The sequence below is a fragment of the Verrucomicrobiota bacterium genome (genome assembly GCA_039027815.1).
Classification (GTDB): domain Bacteria; phylum Verrucomicrobiota; class Verrucomicrobiia; order Verrucomicrobiales; family JBCCJK01; genus JBCCJK01.
In genome coordinates this window covers 1-13605 of record JBCCJK010000050.1, presented here as the reverse complement: position 1 = coordinate 13605, position 13605 = coordinate 1, and the positions used below count along the sequence as shown (strand labels likewise).

12 protein-coding genes are annotated in these 13605 nt (G+C 61.0%); 3 read left to right on the top strand and 9 right to left on the bottom strand.

Annotated features, from left to right (window positions below):
- Positions 1-261 precede the first annotated feature (261 nt).
- From metG to AAF555_11165, 7 genes are all read right to left on the bottom strand, one after another.
- A complete protein-coding gene (gene metG, locus AAF555_11195) occupies positions 262-1824 on the bottom strand; it encodes a methionine--tRNA ligase (GenBank protein MEM6912130.1) in 1563 nt (520 codons plus the stop codon).
- Positions 1825-1889: 65 nt separating this feature from the next.
- The gene (locus tag AAF555_11190) at positions 1890-2234 is read right to left on the bottom strand and encodes a tetratricopeptide repeat protein (protein ID MEM6912129.1); all 345 of its coding nucleotides are present in this window, start codon (positions 2232-2234) and stop codon (positions 1890-1892) included.
- A complete protein-coding gene (locus AAF555_11185; GenBank protein ID MEM6912128.1) occupies positions 2234-3835 on the bottom strand; it encodes a SurA N-terminal domain-containing protein in 1602 nt (533 codons plus the stop codon). Before AAF555_11185 ends, AAF555_11190 begins: the two co-directional genes overlap by 1 nt.
- Before the next feature lie 292 nt (positions 3836-4127).
- On the bottom strand, positions 4128-4658 hold the full coding sequence (locus AAF555_11180; protein MEM6912127.1) for a hypothetical protein: 531 nt from the start codon (positions 4656-4658) through the stop codon (positions 4128-4130).
- A 107-nt stretch (positions 4659-4765) separates the two neighbouring features.
- Positions 4766-5635 (bottom strand): HAD family hydrolase, encoded by an 870-nt coding sequence (locus AAF555_11175; GenBank protein ID MEM6912126.1) that lies wholly within the window; start codon positions 5633-5635, stop codon positions 4766-4768.
- Positions 5636-5908: 273 nt separating this feature from the next.
- On the bottom strand, positions 5909-6871 hold the full coding sequence (locus tag AAF555_11170; protein ID MEM6912125.1) for a D-2-hydroxyacid dehydrogenase: 963 nt from the start codon (positions 6869-6871) through the stop codon (positions 5909-5911).
- Positions 6872-7096: 225 nt separating this feature from the next.
- The gene (locus tag AAF555_11165; protein ID MEM6912124.1) at positions 7097-7564 is read right to left on the bottom strand and encodes a DUF3592 domain-containing protein; all 468 of its coding nucleotides are present in this window, start codon (positions 7562-7564) and stop codon (positions 7097-7099) included.
- Positions 7565-7641: 77 nt separating this feature from the next.
- Between AAF555_11165 and AAF555_11160 the strand changes: the two genes are divergently transcribed.
- Genes AAF555_11160 through AAF555_11150 form a run of 3 tightly spaced genes read left to right on the top strand, consistent with a single transcriptional unit; the run spans position 7642 to position 10938 of the window.
- Positions 7642-8097 (top strand): GatB/YqeY domain-containing protein, encoded by a 456-nt coding sequence (locus AAF555_11160; GenBank protein ID MEM6912123.1) that lies wholly within the window; start codon positions 7642-7644, stop codon positions 8095-8097.
- A gap of 12 nt (positions 8098-8109) precedes the next feature.
- On the top strand, positions 8110-9123 hold the full coding sequence (gene tsaD / locus AAF555_11155) for a tRNA (adenosine(37)-N6)-threonylcarbamoyltransferase complex transferase subunit TsaD (protein ID MEM6912122.1): 1014 nt from the start codon (positions 8110-8112) through the stop codon (positions 9121-9123).
- A 3-nt stretch (positions 9124-9126) separates the two neighbouring features.
- Positions 9127-10938, top strand: coding sequence for a chloride channel protein (locus AAF555_11150; protein MEM6912121.1), 1812 nt, complete (start codon positions 9127-9129; stop codon positions 10936-10938).
- Between the two features lie 122 nt (positions 10939-11060).
- Here AAF555_11150 and AAF555_11145 read toward each other — a convergent pair whose 3' ends face one another.
- Complete coding sequence (locus tag AAF555_11145) at positions 11061-11807, bottom strand: PEP-CTERM sorting domain-containing protein (protein ID MEM6912120.1); 747 nt, start codon at positions 11805-11807, stop codon at positions 11061-11063.
- A 170-nt stretch (positions 11808-11977) separates the two neighbouring features.
- The coding region (gene gatB, locus AAF555_11140; GenBank protein MEM6912119.1) for an Asp-tRNA(Asn)/Glu-tRNA(Gln) amidotransferase subunit GatB at positions 11978-13605 on the bottom strand (1628 nt) is incomplete at its 5' end.

The window sequence follows — 13605 nt, the reverse complement described above, 5'->3', positions numbered from 1 at the left end:
GCTTCCATTGCGAGGCCTTCCGCTAACGCTCCAGCCCCCTCCATTCCACCTCTCCAACGACAACAAACTAACCACCTCACCCCTCACTTCAGCTTCAACTAAATCCAACTCTTTTTGGCTCCGTTAGGGAGACCACTTCACGCTTCTAGGATCAGATCGTGAAGTCAAATTCGGGAAACACCTAGACCGAAGTGTTTCGCAGGGATGCAGTCGAGTTGCTTCAGGGCAGTAGCCTTCGGGTGTGGGTGTGATCCCTGCCTTTTACTGAGTTTCCCTTTCCAGCCTGGGGAAGACGGGCTTGGGTTTTCCGGTTTGGTGGCCTGCCGGGAGGAGGCCCCATTTGAGGTCGGGTAGTTTTAGTTCGGCCAGCTGCTCCGCTTTCAGTTGGCTGCGGAGTTTGGCGGCCGCTTCCGGGAGGATGGGGGCGATGAGGACGGCGGCGTGGGCCACGACTTCCGCCATGTGATACAAGACGGCGTCGAGCCGGGCGCTTTTCGCTTCCTCTTTGGCCAGTTCCCAGGGCTTGCTGCGCTCGGCGAAGGTGTTGGCGGCGGTGAGGTATTCCCGGAGCGCCGAGAGCGCTTCATCGACGGCGAAGGCATCCATGGCCTGGCGATAGAGGGGGAGGCATTTTTCAAAGGCGGCGCGGAGGGTTTGGCAGGCTTCATCCTGGTAGCTGCCCGGCTGAAGCTGGCCTCCGCGGTAGCGTTTGGCCATGTTGAGCGCCCGGTTGCAGAGGTTGCCGAGGTTGTTGGCTAGCTCGGTGTTGTAGAGCATCAAGAGGCGTTCGAGGTCGAAGTCGGCATCTCGTCCGGGGCTGATGTCCCGCACGAGGTAGTAGCGAATGGCGTCCACGCCGAAGCGGTCGGCTAGGGCATCGGGGTCGATGCTGTTGCCGAGGCTTTTCGACATTTTTTCTCCCCGGATGTTCCACCATCCGTGGACCAGTAGGGGAGGCATTTCTTGGTCGCTGAAGCCCATGGCGTGCAGCATGGCGAGCCAGTAGATGCCGTGGGCCGGCACGAGGATGTCTTTCCCGATGACGTGGGCCTGACAAGGCCAGAGGGTTTCAAAGTCGGGGAGGCCGGCGGTGGGGTCTTCGTTCCGGTAGCCGGCGAAGGAGATGTAGTTGATGAGGGCGTCGAACCAGACGTAGGTGACGAAGTCGGGGTCGAAGGGGATTTCGATGCCCCAGCTGAGGCGTTCTTTCGGCCGGGAGATGCAGAGGTCGGTCTCGGCGGCGCGTTCGACGGCGTTCACGAGTTCGCTTTTGCGAAAGGCCGGGAGGACGGCGTCGGGGCGTGAGGCGAGGTAGCGTTTGAGCCATTCGGCGTGTTCGCTCAGTTTGAAGTACCAGTTTTCTTCTTCGATTTCGGTGATTTCCCCCCATTCGGGCCCGAATTGGCCGTCGGGGCCTCGGTCTTTCTCGCTCAAGAATTGCTCTTGCCGGACGGAGTAGAAGCCGCTGTAGGCTTTTTTGTAGAGGGCGCCTTGCTCGTGGAGGGTGGTGAGGATGCGGCCGACGCAGAGTTGGTGGCGGGAGTCGGTGGTGGCGGCCCAGCCATCGTAGTCGATTCCGAGTTTTTTCCAGAGTGCCAGGAATTTTTTCGTGTTCCGCTGGGCGAAGGTGGCTGGGTGGACGCCTTCTTTTTGGGCGGTTTGCTGCACTTTTTGTCCATGCTGGTCGACTCCCGTGAGGAAGTAGACTTCGTCCCCCCGCAGCCGGTGGTAGCGAGCGATGACGTCCGCCCAGATCTTTTCGTAGGCGTGCCCGATGTGGGGGGGGCCGTTGGTGTAGTCGATGGCGGTGGTGAGGTAGAACACTTTTGGGAAAGGTTTCAGGGTTCGGGTTTCAGGGTGAGGAGGGGCTCGGTCTGAACCTTGGGGCCTTATTTTACGACTTTTCCACCGAGGGAGAGGATGGTGGCGTTCGCTTTGGCGGCTTCCGCTTCAGCGATTTGCTCGTTCTGGACGTACATTTGGGAGAGTGCGGTCCAGGCCAGGAGGTCATTGGGCTCGAGGGTGGTGGCCATGAGGCCGGCCCCGATGGCTTCACGGAGCTGGCCCGTTTTCATGAGGGCCATGCCGAGGGCGTGCCAGCCATCGAAGAAGTCTGGATCGATTTCGACGCATTGGCGGTAGCCTACGATGGCGTCGTCCATGTCGCCCATGGCGAGGTGGCCGTTGGCGTCGTCGAAGAGCTCGTCGCGCTTCTGGAGGCGGTTTTCTGCCATCAACCCTGAGGGAAACGGGCCAATTCCAGGTCGGCCGCTTCCCGTTTTTGTTCCAGCCAAGCGGCGAAGGCGATCTGCCCCAGGAAGCCATTGTATTGCTCGCCCAGGAATTCCATTTGGGTGTCTTTCGAGGGGTCTTGGACGAGGGTTTTGGCCAGGACGGTGGCCACGAGGAGGTCGTCTCCCGAGCGGATGGGCTCTGCCACTTGGCCTACGTTTTCGTTGGCCAGGGCGCGGTAAAGGGCGCTCGCTTCCGGGCTTCCTCCTTGAGCGGTCAGTGGCTCGGGGGTTTCGGCGGTCCGCCCCGCGGCGGCCGCCGCGGTGGCGAAGTCTCCCCCTCCGGAGAGAGCGCTAGCCATTTTTTGCCGGAGGTCCGAGGCGGCTTCATCCAGTTTGGCGCGCAGTTTTCGTTCTCGGAGGGAGGCCTCGGCTTCGGTTCGGGCTTCTTGGTAAGGGCGGAGCGTGGGTTCGATGATTTCGGTGAGGGTGTAGACCCACCAGGCCTCGCCTTGTTCGTAGATGGTGGTGCTGACGGGGTCGCCCGGGGTGCGCAAGAAGAGGTCGTTCACGAGTTCAGGCACGGCGCTGAGGGCTTCGGGGGCTTGGCTGCGGGGGAAGGGTCCGGCGGTCTGGACTTCGAGGTCGATCTGCGCGGCTTCGGCGTGGAAGTCGCCCTTGTCATTGGCAATCGAGACCCAGAAGTCGGCGATTTGATCGCTCCGAAGGTTTTTCTGCGCTTCGCGCTCTTGCGCTAGCCTCGCGTCGGCCACTTCGGTTTTCGGGGTGGGGGAGGCTTCGGGGGCAGGCGCGGGGGTTTCGTCCCAGAAGGGGAGGCGGACATAGTGGAGGGCGCGCTCTTCGGGGGTTTGGAATTCCTGGGGATTTTCCTGGTAGTAGCTTTGGATTTCCTCTTCGGTGACTTCGATGGCGTTTTCGAATTCGCTCGGGCTGAGGCGGATGAGTTGCACGGCGAGCGTTTGGTTTTGCCCGGCGTGGATGAGCTCGATGAAGTGGTCGGAGAGGACCAAGCCATCGCTCACCAGTTTTTGCAGTTCTTCGAAGAGCACCACGGTGGAGATGAGTTGGTAGAAGTCGGCGTTGGTGAGGCCTTTGCTGGCGAGGCTGACTTGGCGACCGGCGTAGGGCAGGAAGAGCCCGTTGGTGAGGTAGTCGTCGAATTTGGCGGGATCATATTGCCCATTGGTTTCAAAGGCCGGAAGCGACATGATTTCCTCGGTGATGAGTTCTTCTGGCACGAAGAGGCCGAGGCGCTCGGCTTCTTCGCGCACGAGAAGATAATTCACGACAAAGGAGACGGTGGAGTCCATCTCAGCGGTGTTTCCAAAGCTGAGGACTTGGAGAAATTGGCTGGCGGGATGACCGCTGTAGGGCGGAGCCACTTCTGCGAGCACTTGGCTGAGACGCCCCAAGCGCCCCACTTCGCTCCCGGTGTAGCTTTCTTGGTAGAGGCGGAAGTAGGTCTGCTCGGCCCCGCTGGTGGTGGGGTCGTTTCGATTATAGAGCCAGGCGAAGGCGATCACGATGACGACGAAGACGGCCATCATGAGGGTTTTGCTCCGATTGCGAATGTAGGATAGCATGGCTGGCGGTGGGTGAGGGCGCGAAAGGTAGGTGGACGCTCTGAGAGCGGCAAACGGATTTTATACCAACCACCAGAATTCACTGGCAGAATGGAGGGGAGGTGATGTGGGGAAGAGGCGCTGAAGCGCGGGGAAGGGAGAGCCGGTGTCTTTCGAGCCAGGCCTGCGTTGCTGCTCGGTTACGGTGCCTGCACCGCGCCCTCGTCGCGCCTTGGTCTGGCCCGAAATCCACTCGGCCATTCTACCAGCCAATTCTGCAGCTTGGTATTAGAAAGCTCCAGAGGATTTGGTATCACTCGGGCGCGGGCAGGCGGCGGGCGGCGCGGAAGCCTTGGGTCCAGGCTTCGAGATCAAATTCTTGCCCGAGGCGTTCGTCGGCTGCCAGTTGGTGGACCCGTTCCCAGAGGTCGCTTTCGAGGAAGAGCAGCCCGGCCTGCGCGGCACTGAGTGAGCCTTGGGTCTGGGGGTTGAGGTCGGTGGCGGCTTGCTGGAAGGCGAGTTGGGCCTGGGATTCGGCGAGGTCGGCTAGTTCGGAACGGGCGGCTTCCAGCGGGCGGTCTGAGTCGATGGCGGCCAGGGCGGCCGCTTCCGGGAGGAGGGTGTCGCGCATGGCGGCCAGGGCTTGGGCCCGGATGATGGGGCTGGCGGCGTCGAGGTGCCGGGCGTGCTCCCGGTAGAGTCGATCCAAGAAGGCGGGGAGCGCGTCGACTTGGTCTCGCAGAGGATGGGGTGGCGGTGGGGGCGGTGGGGGCGCTTCGGGCGTTTCCTGCCCGCAGCCGAGGAGGGCCAGGAGAGGGGGGAGGAGAAGCGCGCGAGGGGTCACGAGGGGGCAGGTAGGTGTGGTTTGGGTCGGGGCGAGTCGTGTGGGGTGGGGGCAGGTTTCGGGTTTCAGGTTTCAGGGTGTTTTCTTTCGTGGAATTAGCCCTTGGGCTAGCTTCCCAGGAGGGAGGGGAGCTGGTCTAGGGAGGTGACCACGGCGTCGGGCGCGGGCATGGGGTCGGGGTCGTTTTCGCGGAGTCGGAGAGAGCGGGCATCGCCTGCGAAGAGAGCGGTGCGGAAGCCGATTTGGTGGGCCGGGCGGATGTCATTGCGCATGTCGTTGCCGAGGTAGAGGATTTCCGCGGGCTGGATGCCTTTTTCCGCCAGGGCCTCGGCCAGGAGTTGGTAGAGGCGGGGGGAGGGTTTGGCTTCGCGGATTTTGTAGGACCAGACGCTGAGTTCCCGGAGGAAGCCGAGGTCCCAGGCGGAGGCTTCCAAGAAGGCGGGGAAGAGGCGCCGGGTGTAAAACTGGGCGTTGGAGACGATGCCGAGAAGGAGGCCTTTCTCCCGCAGGAGGGCGAGGGTCTCGGCGAGATGGGGCATGGGCCAGATGGGGTTGGTAGCTGTTTCGTCGCGGGCGGCCAGGCGCTCGGTCAGGTCTTGGGTGGGCGGGGTGCCGGGGCAGTGGCGGAGGAGGAATTGCGACCAGATTTCCCGGATGTCGACTTCGGGGTAGGTGATCCCTCGGGCGCGCGTGCTGGCATGGTCCTGGCGGATGAGCTGGAGAAAGGTGTCGGCCAGGGCGGTTTTTTCGGAGGCCAGGAGGACGCCGTTTTCCGCGAGGGCGGCCCGAAGGAGGTCATCGCGCGAGGAGTTCTGGGCCACCCCAATGTCGCCCGAGCCGGAGATAAAGAGGGTGCCGTAGATGTCGAAGACGATTCCTTTGAGGCCTGCCAGTGCCGGTAGCTGGGGCGGGGTGGCGGTGGGTTGGGGCGCGAGTGGGGAACTGTGGGCGCGAAGGATGTCGATGACATGCTGCATGGGGAGCGGGGAAGGGTAGGGGAAGAGGCCGGGGGCTCAAGTGATACCAGACGATTGGACGCGAGACGGGCCGCTCCCTCCTTGGATCCGGTAGCTCGGGCAGAGGCTTTTTTCTGAAGCGAGAGGTAGGACGCTTGAATAGTATCAGGAGTTTCCACGCCTCATCGGCATGCGACTCCTAGCTGGTATTTTCATGACTCTCTTTCTTTTGATCGCCTTCGCTGTGGTGTGAGGCCCCTCTCCTGGCAGAGGAGGCGGACGGCGCAGGGGCTTTCAGTTGACGACGTTTTGGGGCGTCCCGTTTTGCCAGGCTTGGAGGTTGGCGGCGAGGGTGGCCATGAGGCGGTGGCGCGCTTCCACGCTGGCCCAGGCCAAGTGGGGCGTGATCCAGGTGCGGGGGGCGGTCAGGAGGGGGTTGTCCGCGCGGGCCGGCTCGGCCGAGAGCACGTCGGTGGCATAGCCTGCGATTTTTCCTTCCCCGAGAGCGGTGGCGAGGGCGGCTTCGTCCACCAGCGGGCCGCGCCCTGTGTTGATGAGCCAAGCGGTGGGTTTCATTTTTTGCACGCTTTCGGCATTGATGAGGTGCTGGGTGTCGGGCGTGAGGGCGCAGTGGAGACTGACGGCGTCCGCTTCGGCCAGGAGGGTTTCGCGGTCGACCCAGCGAACGGGAAAGGGGGCGGGCTTTTCGGTGCGACTGGAGACGAGCACTTCCATGCCCAAGCCATAGCCCACGCGGGCGACGGCTTGGCCGATGGCGCCGAAGCCGAGCACGCCCAGTTTTTTGCCCGCTAGCTCGATGAAGGGGGTGAGGGTGTAGGCGAAGTCGGGGCTGGCGACCCAGGCCCCTTCGCGGACGGATTGGGTGTGGCCGCTGATGTTGCCGGCCATTTCCAGGAGCAGGGCGAAGACGTGCTGGGCGACCGATTCGGTGGAGTAGCCGGGGACGTTGGTGACGTCGATCCCTTGGGCGCGCGCGGCTGCCAGGTCGACGTTGTTGGTCCCGGTGGCCATGATGCCGAGGTATTTAAGCTGGGGGAGCTGGGTGAGAATGTCTTTGGGCAGCAGGACTTTGTTGGTCAGGAGCGCTTCGGCGCTCTGCGCTCGCTCGAGGATTTCCTCAGGCGCGGTCCGAGGGTGGAGGGTGAGGTCGGCCAGGGCGGTGAGCGGGTCCCAGGAGGGGTGGTGGGAGGAACGTTCGCCGAGCGCGAGCGCGGAGGTGGTGTGGGCGTCGAGGATGGTGAGTTTCAAGTTTTCAGTGGGCAGTTTGGAGTTTCTGGGAGGGGTGGCGGGGCAGGCGTCCGCGGGCCGTTTAGGGAGCAGTTTGCATGCTGAGGGCTGAGCGCATCAATTTTTTGAAGCGCTTCAGATAGACCTCTGGAGCGGAGAGGTCGCCATGGCTGGTAAGCAGTCCGCGTGGCTCGAGAGGGCGGGAGAGTGGGAGGAGGGGATTTCCTTATTTCCTTATTTCCGAAAGGCGCCTAGCAAGATGCCGATTCCGCCGACGACCAAGAGGCCGGGAAACCAGATGGTGTAGAGGGCGGCTTTGGTGTCGTGCTTGAGGATGGCTTGGCTGGGGTCGGCCGGGTTCACGTAGGCGCGGAACGGGCGGAGGCTTTTGAGCTCTTTCACGAGGTTTTCCGCTTTTTGCAAGGTCATGCTCCGCAGGGGACGCATGCGGGATTGGCTGCTGGTGAAGACTTTTCCCTCCCATTCATAGCTGTAGAGGAGGTCGACCTGGAATTTCGGCGAAGGTGTTTGGTGTTGGGTATAACGGGCCACCTCCGCTTTTTCCAAGACGGCGGAGACCGAGGGCCAGGCCCGGGTGACCTTGACCTTTTGGTAGCCTTGCCAGAGCCAGAGGCAGAAGAAGAGGCCGATGGCGATGCTGACGAGGCCGAAGAGGACTTGCGGGAGGGAGGAGCGGGGCATGCTTTTTTTCAGGTCTCGGGGTTCAGGTTTCAGGTTTCGAGGGTTGGCTGAAGAGGTGGGGCGGCTTAGGGTGGGGGATGAGCGAGATTTCTGCCAAGGTGATGGAGGATATGAAGGCTGCCATGAAGGCTAAGGATGCGGTGACGCTTACGGTCCTGCGAGCGCTGAAGTCGGCCGTCAAGAATGCGGCCATTGAGAAAGGAGGCGCCGGCGCCGAGCTGACCGATCCGGAGGTGACGGCCGTCATCCGCAAGCAGGTGAAGCAACGGCAGGATTCCATCGAGAGTTTTGAGGCGGCCGGTCGAGCTGAGTTGGCCGAGAAGGAGAAGCGGGAGATCGGGGTTTTGGAGGGCTATCTTCCGCAGGCTTTGAGTGAGGCGGAGCTGAGCCAGTTGGTCGAGGAGGCGATCGCTGAGGCGGGCGCCACTTCCATCAAGGATATGGGCGCGGTCATGAAGCTGGCCAATGGGAAGGCGGGGGGACGAGCGGATGGGAAGACGCTGAGTTTGGCGGTCAAGGAGAGGTTGGTCTGAGCTTTTAGCGAGATGTCGGGGGATTTGATTTTGGCGATTGAGTCTTCCTGCGATGAGACGGCGGTCGCGCTGGTGCGGGGTGGGGAGGTGTTGGCGCATCAGGTGGCTTCGCAGGTGGAAGACCATCGGCCCTTTGGGGGCGTGGTGCCGGAGTTGGCTTCCCGTCGACACAATGTGGCGCTGCCGCCTTTGATCCGCGGGGTGGTGGACGAGGCTGCGGTGAGGCTGGTGGAGGTGGATGCGTTTGCCGCCACGAGCGGGCCGGGCTTGGCGAGTTCGCTTTTGGTGGGTTCGACGACCGCTAAGGCTTTGGCGCTTTCTTTGGGCAAGCCTTTCCTGGCGATCAATCATTTGGAGGGGCATTTGCTTTCCCCTTTTCTGGGAGACTCTCAGGGCTTGGTTCCCAATGTGTCTTTGGTGGTCAGTGGGGGGCACACTTTGCTGGTGGAGGTCCGGGACTTTGCGGACTACCGCTTGCTTGGCACGACTTTGGATGACGCGGCGGGGGAGGCTTTTGACAAGGTGGCCAAGATGCTGGGTTTGCCTTATCCGGGTGGCCCGGAGATTGACGAACGAGCTGCTTTGGGGGATGCCAAGGCTTTTGCTTTTCCACGATCGCTCCTGAGCCAGGGTGATTGGCGCTTTAGTTTCAGTGGCTTGAAGACGGCGGTCCTCTATGCCATCCGCGATTTGCAGGAGCCGCTCGCGCCCCGGCTGAACGATCTCTGCGCGTCCTTCCAGGCGGCGGTCGTGGAGGTCCTGGTTTCCAAGACCCTGGAAGCCGCCGAAGGCACGGGGTGTGGCACCGTGACGATGAGCGGAGGGGTCAGTGGCAACCGGGGCTTGCGGCAGGCCATGCAAACGGCTTGTGAAGGGCGAGGCCTGGCGCTGCGCTTGGCTCCGGGGTGGCTCTGCACGGACAACGCTGCTATGATCGCCCAGGTGGCGGCCCTGAAACTGGCCAACCGGGAGACGTCTCCGCTGGAAGAAGATGTGAATCCCAATCTGCGGCTGACGCCTGCCTGAACGATGGAGAAATCGGCCACGCTGTCTGCTCGCCAAGCCACGATCCCGGATTGGCTGCGGGCGCGCTTTTCAGATGGGCATCGGTTTCTGATTCTCTGCGTGGTGGTGGGTTTGCTGTGCGGGTTGGCGGCAGTGGCTTTCCATTGGTCCATCCAGGGCCTTTTTTCTCTAGTCTGGGCGACCGCTAGGTGGCTGGGGGGCTGGCAGTTTGCGGCCTTCATGATTTTGGCCCCGACGCTGGCTGGGCTTTTTGTGGGCTGGGCTTTGCGAGCGCATCCCGAGGCTTCGGGGAGTGGCATTCCCCAGACGAAGGCGGCCTATTTCAATCGATTTGGCGTCATCCGTTTGCGAGATGGTTTTTGGCGTTTTGTTTTGGTGAGCGTGTTTGTGGGTATGGGCAATTCGCTCGGCAGGGAGGGGCCGACCATTCATATTTGTGCCTCGATCGCCTCCAAAATCGGGCAATGGGCCTTTCGCGCCAAAGAGAGGATCCAATCGATGGTGCCCGTGGGCATGGCGGCAGGCATTGCGGCGGCCTTCAATGCGCCGCTTTCGGCCATCACTTTTGTCTTTGAGGATTTGCTGGATGATTTCAGTACGAAGGCGCTCGGGGGCGTGGTGGTGTCGGTGGTGATCGCCGCTTCGGTTTCCCGCATGCTTTTGGGGCACGAGCCGATTTTGGGTGTCAATTTCCCAGACGATTTCACGACCGCCCCTTGGATGTTGATTGCGGTGCCCCTCGGCTTGGCGGCGGGGCTGTTAGGACACGCTTTTGTGGAGGGTCTCTTGCGCACGCGGGCCTTTTGCCAAGAGAAGCTGGTTTTGCCAATGTGGCTGCAACCGGCGGTGGGGGGCGTGCTGGTGGGGCTTTTAGGAATCGGCGTTTGGTTTTGGAGCGGTAGCCTGGATGAGCCGGAGAACGGCATTTTTAGCATTGGGTATGAGAGCCTCGGGCGGGCTTTCCAAGCGGAGATGGTGGTGGGGGTGCTGCTGCTGCTGTTGGTGGGCAAGTTTCTCGCGGTTATCATCAGCTATGCTTCGGGTGGCAGCGGTGGCTTGTTTTCGCCCACTCTTTTCATCGGTGGGATGCTGGGCGGTTTGGCTGGCTTGGGATTGGTCTGGCTAGATGGGGGTTCCCATTGGCTGGTGGTGGCGGAGACGGAGAAGACGATTGGGGCTTGTGTCCTCCTCGGTATGGGAGCGTTTTTCGCCTCGGTCCGACGATGTCCGCTGACTTCGCTCCTGATCCTTTTCGAGATGACGCAGAGCTACTCTCTGATGCTTCCGCTGATGGTGGGCAATATGCTGTCCTTTTACCTCGCCCGGCGTCTCCGGCCGATTTCTCTTAACAACGCGCTCATGATGCAGGACGGCATCACTTTGCGCCGGATGCCGAGCTACCAGGGAATGCGGGATTACCGCAATCTTCCGGTGAGTGCCATCATGACCCACAATGTGCTTCCGGTGAGCGCGCTTCGAAGTGCCCGGGAGTGCCTCGATTGGTTAGAGGAACGTGGCCGACGTTTTCATGGTTACCCGGTGGTGGATGCAGAGGGACGATTGGCGGCGATGGTCATGCACCATGAGCTGCTGGAGGCGGATGATCCTGAAGAGCCGATCGGCGAGTGGTTGGCGGGTCGCCCGCTCTATGTGGTGGGCAATGGGAGCTCGGTTCAGGATGCGGTCCAGCTGATGATCCAGAAGGATGTCCAGCAATTGCCGGTGGTGTTGGATGGTGAGCTGAGCCGACTGGTCGGGATGGTGACCCTGAATGATATCGCTCGGCAGCAAAACGCGGTCGAGATTTCCAGTTAGAGGCCTTGGTTCTTCTACCAAGCGATCGGTTCAACTGGGAGAACGGTCTCAAGACGAAGAAAACCGCAGTGCTTGCACACTGCGGCTTTCATCTCCTCTGTCTGTCTGAACTCCGACGACGTTTAACGACGGCGCCGAATAAAAAGGGATCCAAGACCGAGTCCGAGCAGGGCCACGGCGGAGGGCTCGGGCACGGCGCTCAATTTGAGGTTGTCGATGGCTCCGCTGCCCTTCAGCTCGATGTCGAGCGTTTCGATGAATTCGACTCCCAGGTCGTCGGCCGTCACGAAGTTGAGCCGGTTGGCGGTGTCGTTTCCGAATTCCAGGGTGCCATTGGGGTTGGTCAATCCGGTGTAGAAGGCGATGTCGAGCAGGATCGATCCGTTGACGGTGACTTCAAAACCATTGGTTTCATTGTTTTCGATGTCGAAGACATCAAAGCCGAAACCGGTAATGAGGTCGGGCGCGAAAGCGAAGGAGAGCAGTCCGCCGTCCGCTTCGTCGTCAGGGTTGGTGAAGAGGCCTCCGCTGAAGCTGCTGTTTTCCTGAATGATGAGTAGGTTCCCCGGATCGATGCTGGAGATGTTGCCGCCTGTATAGGGATTGGTGAGATCGGTGGCGTCATCGCCTCCGGTGCCAGGAACGGCGTCCGTGTCATAGAGGACGGCTGCGTCGGGGCCGTTTCCATTGTTGGTAGCACCCACTTTGAATAAAGGGAGGAACTCATCATCGATTTCCTGGCCACCCAAGAGCGGATTGCTCGAGAGGTCTTCCTCGAAGTCGATGGTGAAGGTGAACTGAGCCTTGGACTGAGCCAGGGCGAAGAGAGAGGCGACAGCCGTCGCGAAGATGATTTTTCCAGGATTCATGGTCTGTCAGAAGTTATGGAAATTGATGATTTGAGAGACTTCTCCGATAATTATTACAGAAAATAGAATTCGGGCAAGACGTTTTTGCAAAAATCATAACAAATTTCGTGATTTTCTCATAAATGAGAAGAGCTGAGGCCGAAAGGCCCCGATTTTGGTTGTCGCAGGTATTAGCGGCCGAGGACTTTGGTTCGGACGAGCTGGCCTGCCACCCTGGGGTTGGCCTTGCCTTGGGACTTTTTCATGACTTGGCCGGTCAGCCAATTGAGGAGCTTTTCGTTGCCCCCTTGGATTTCTGCGATTTTTTCGGGGTGCTCGACGATGACTTCTTCGATGAGGGCTTCGATGGCTCCGGTGTCGCTGACTTGTTCGAAGCCTTTTTCTTTGGCGATTTCAGCTGCGGTTTTTTCGGTGCTCTGGACGAGAACTGAAAAGATTTCCTTCCCTTGATTGTTGGAGACGCTCCCGCCTTCAATCAAGTCGACCAATTCCCGCAGGCGAGCCGGGGGGATGGGGCTTTCGGCGATGGGGAGGGCGTGCTCATTGAGGTGGCTTTGGAGATCGTTGATGACCCAGTTGGCGATTTTTTTGGGGACTTTGGCCCCCTCGGCTGCCTGTTCAAAGTAGTCGGCCAAGGGGCGTTCGCTCGCGAGTACGCCGGCATCGTAGTCGCTCACCCGGTAGGTGGCGGTGAAGCGGGCGCGCTTTTCATGAGGCAGCTCGGGCACGAGCGGGGAGACGGCCTCACGGGATTTGCTGGTCCGGAAGGGCAGGAGGTCAGGGCAGGGGAAGTAGCGGTAGTCGTGCGCGTCTTCCTTGCTGCGCATGAGCTGGGTTTCTCCCAAGTCGTCGTCCCAGCGGCGGGTGGATTGGAGCTGGGCTTGGCCTTGGTCGAGTTCCTCGGCCTGCCGGTCGATCTCGAAGTGGATGGCGCGGCGGATGGCGGAGATGCTGTTGAGGTTCTTGAGTTCGATCTTGGCCCCGAGTTCGCGCTGCCCTTCTGGACGGAGCGAGATATTGACGTCGCAGCGCATCTGGCCTTTTTCCATGTCGGCATCGCTCACGCCGCCGTAGACGAGGATTTGTCGGAGAGAGTTGAGGTAGGCCACGGCCTCTTCCGCGCTTTCGATGGCGGGCTCGCTCACGATTTCCATGAGCGGGGTGCCGGCTCGATTGAAGTCGATGCTGCTGTTGCGGGCGTGGTGGGTGGACTTGGCCACATCCTCTTCGAGGTGGATGCGAGTCAGGGGAATGGTGGTGCCGGGGCGGGCGATTTGTTTCTGGTGGTCTTTGGGGTAGGCCAAGTCAGAGAGGGGCACGCCTCCGCCGAGGCAGAGCGGGAGATCGAATTGGGAGAGCTGGTAGTTCTTCGGCATGTCCGGATAGAAGTAGTTCTTCCGGTCCCATTTGCAGACGGGTGGGATGGTGCAGCCGAGCATGAGCCCGGTCAGGATGGTTTTCTCGATGGCACCCTCATTGAGAACGGGCAGGGCCCCAGGCAAGCCAAGGCAGACGGGGCAGACGTGAGTGTTGGGTTCGTCTCCGAAACTGGTCGAGCAAGAGCAGAACATCTTGCTGGCGGTTTTCAGTTGAGCGTGGACTTCGAGGCCGATGGTGACGAGATACGCAGGCATGGAGACGAGGTCTTTAACAGCGAAGAGCGCGAGGGGCGCAAAGAGTTTTTCGGCTAATACCAACCACCAGAATTCACTGGCAGAATGGAGGGGAGGTGTTGTGGGGAAGAGGCGCTGAAGCGCGGGGAAGGAAGAGTCGGTGTCTTTCGAGCTAGCCCTGCGTT

What these genes read in the sequence shown, in the direction of transcription:
- AAF555_11185 (MEM6912128.1), bottom strand. Translation starts at nt 3,835, where the DNA reads ATGCTATCCTACATTCGCAATCGGAGCAAAACCCTCATGATGGCCGTC.
- AAF555_11160 (MEM6912123.1), top strand. Translation starts at nt 7,642, where the DNA reads ATGAGCGAGATTTCTGCCAAGGTGATGGAGGATATGAAGGCTGCCATG.
- AAF555_11165 (MEM6912124.1), bottom strand. Translation starts at nt 7,564, where the DNA reads ATGCCCCGCTCCTCCCTCCCGCAAGTCCTCTTCGGCCTCGTCAGCATC.
- AAF555_11190 (MEM6912129.1), bottom strand. Translation starts at nt 2,234, where the DNA reads ATGGCAGAAAACCGCCTCCAGAAGCGCGACGAGCTCTTCGACGACGCC.
- AAF555_11150 (MEM6912121.1), top strand. Translation starts at nt 9,127, where the DNA reads ATGGAGAAATCGGCCACGCTGTCTGCTCGCCAAGCCACGATCCCGGAT.
- AAF555_11175 (MEM6912126.1), bottom strand. Translation starts at nt 5,635, where the DNA reads ATGCAGCATGTCATCGACATCCTTCGCGCCCACAGTTCCCCACTCGCG.
- AAF555_11145 (MEM6912120.1), bottom strand. Translation starts at nt 11,807, where the DNA reads ATGAATCCTGGAAAAATCATCTTCGCGACGGCTGTCGCCTCTCTCTTC.
- tsaD (MEM6912122.1), top strand. Translation starts at nt 8,110, where the DNA reads ATGTCGGGGGATTTGATTTTGGCGATTGAGTCTTCCTGCGATGAGACG.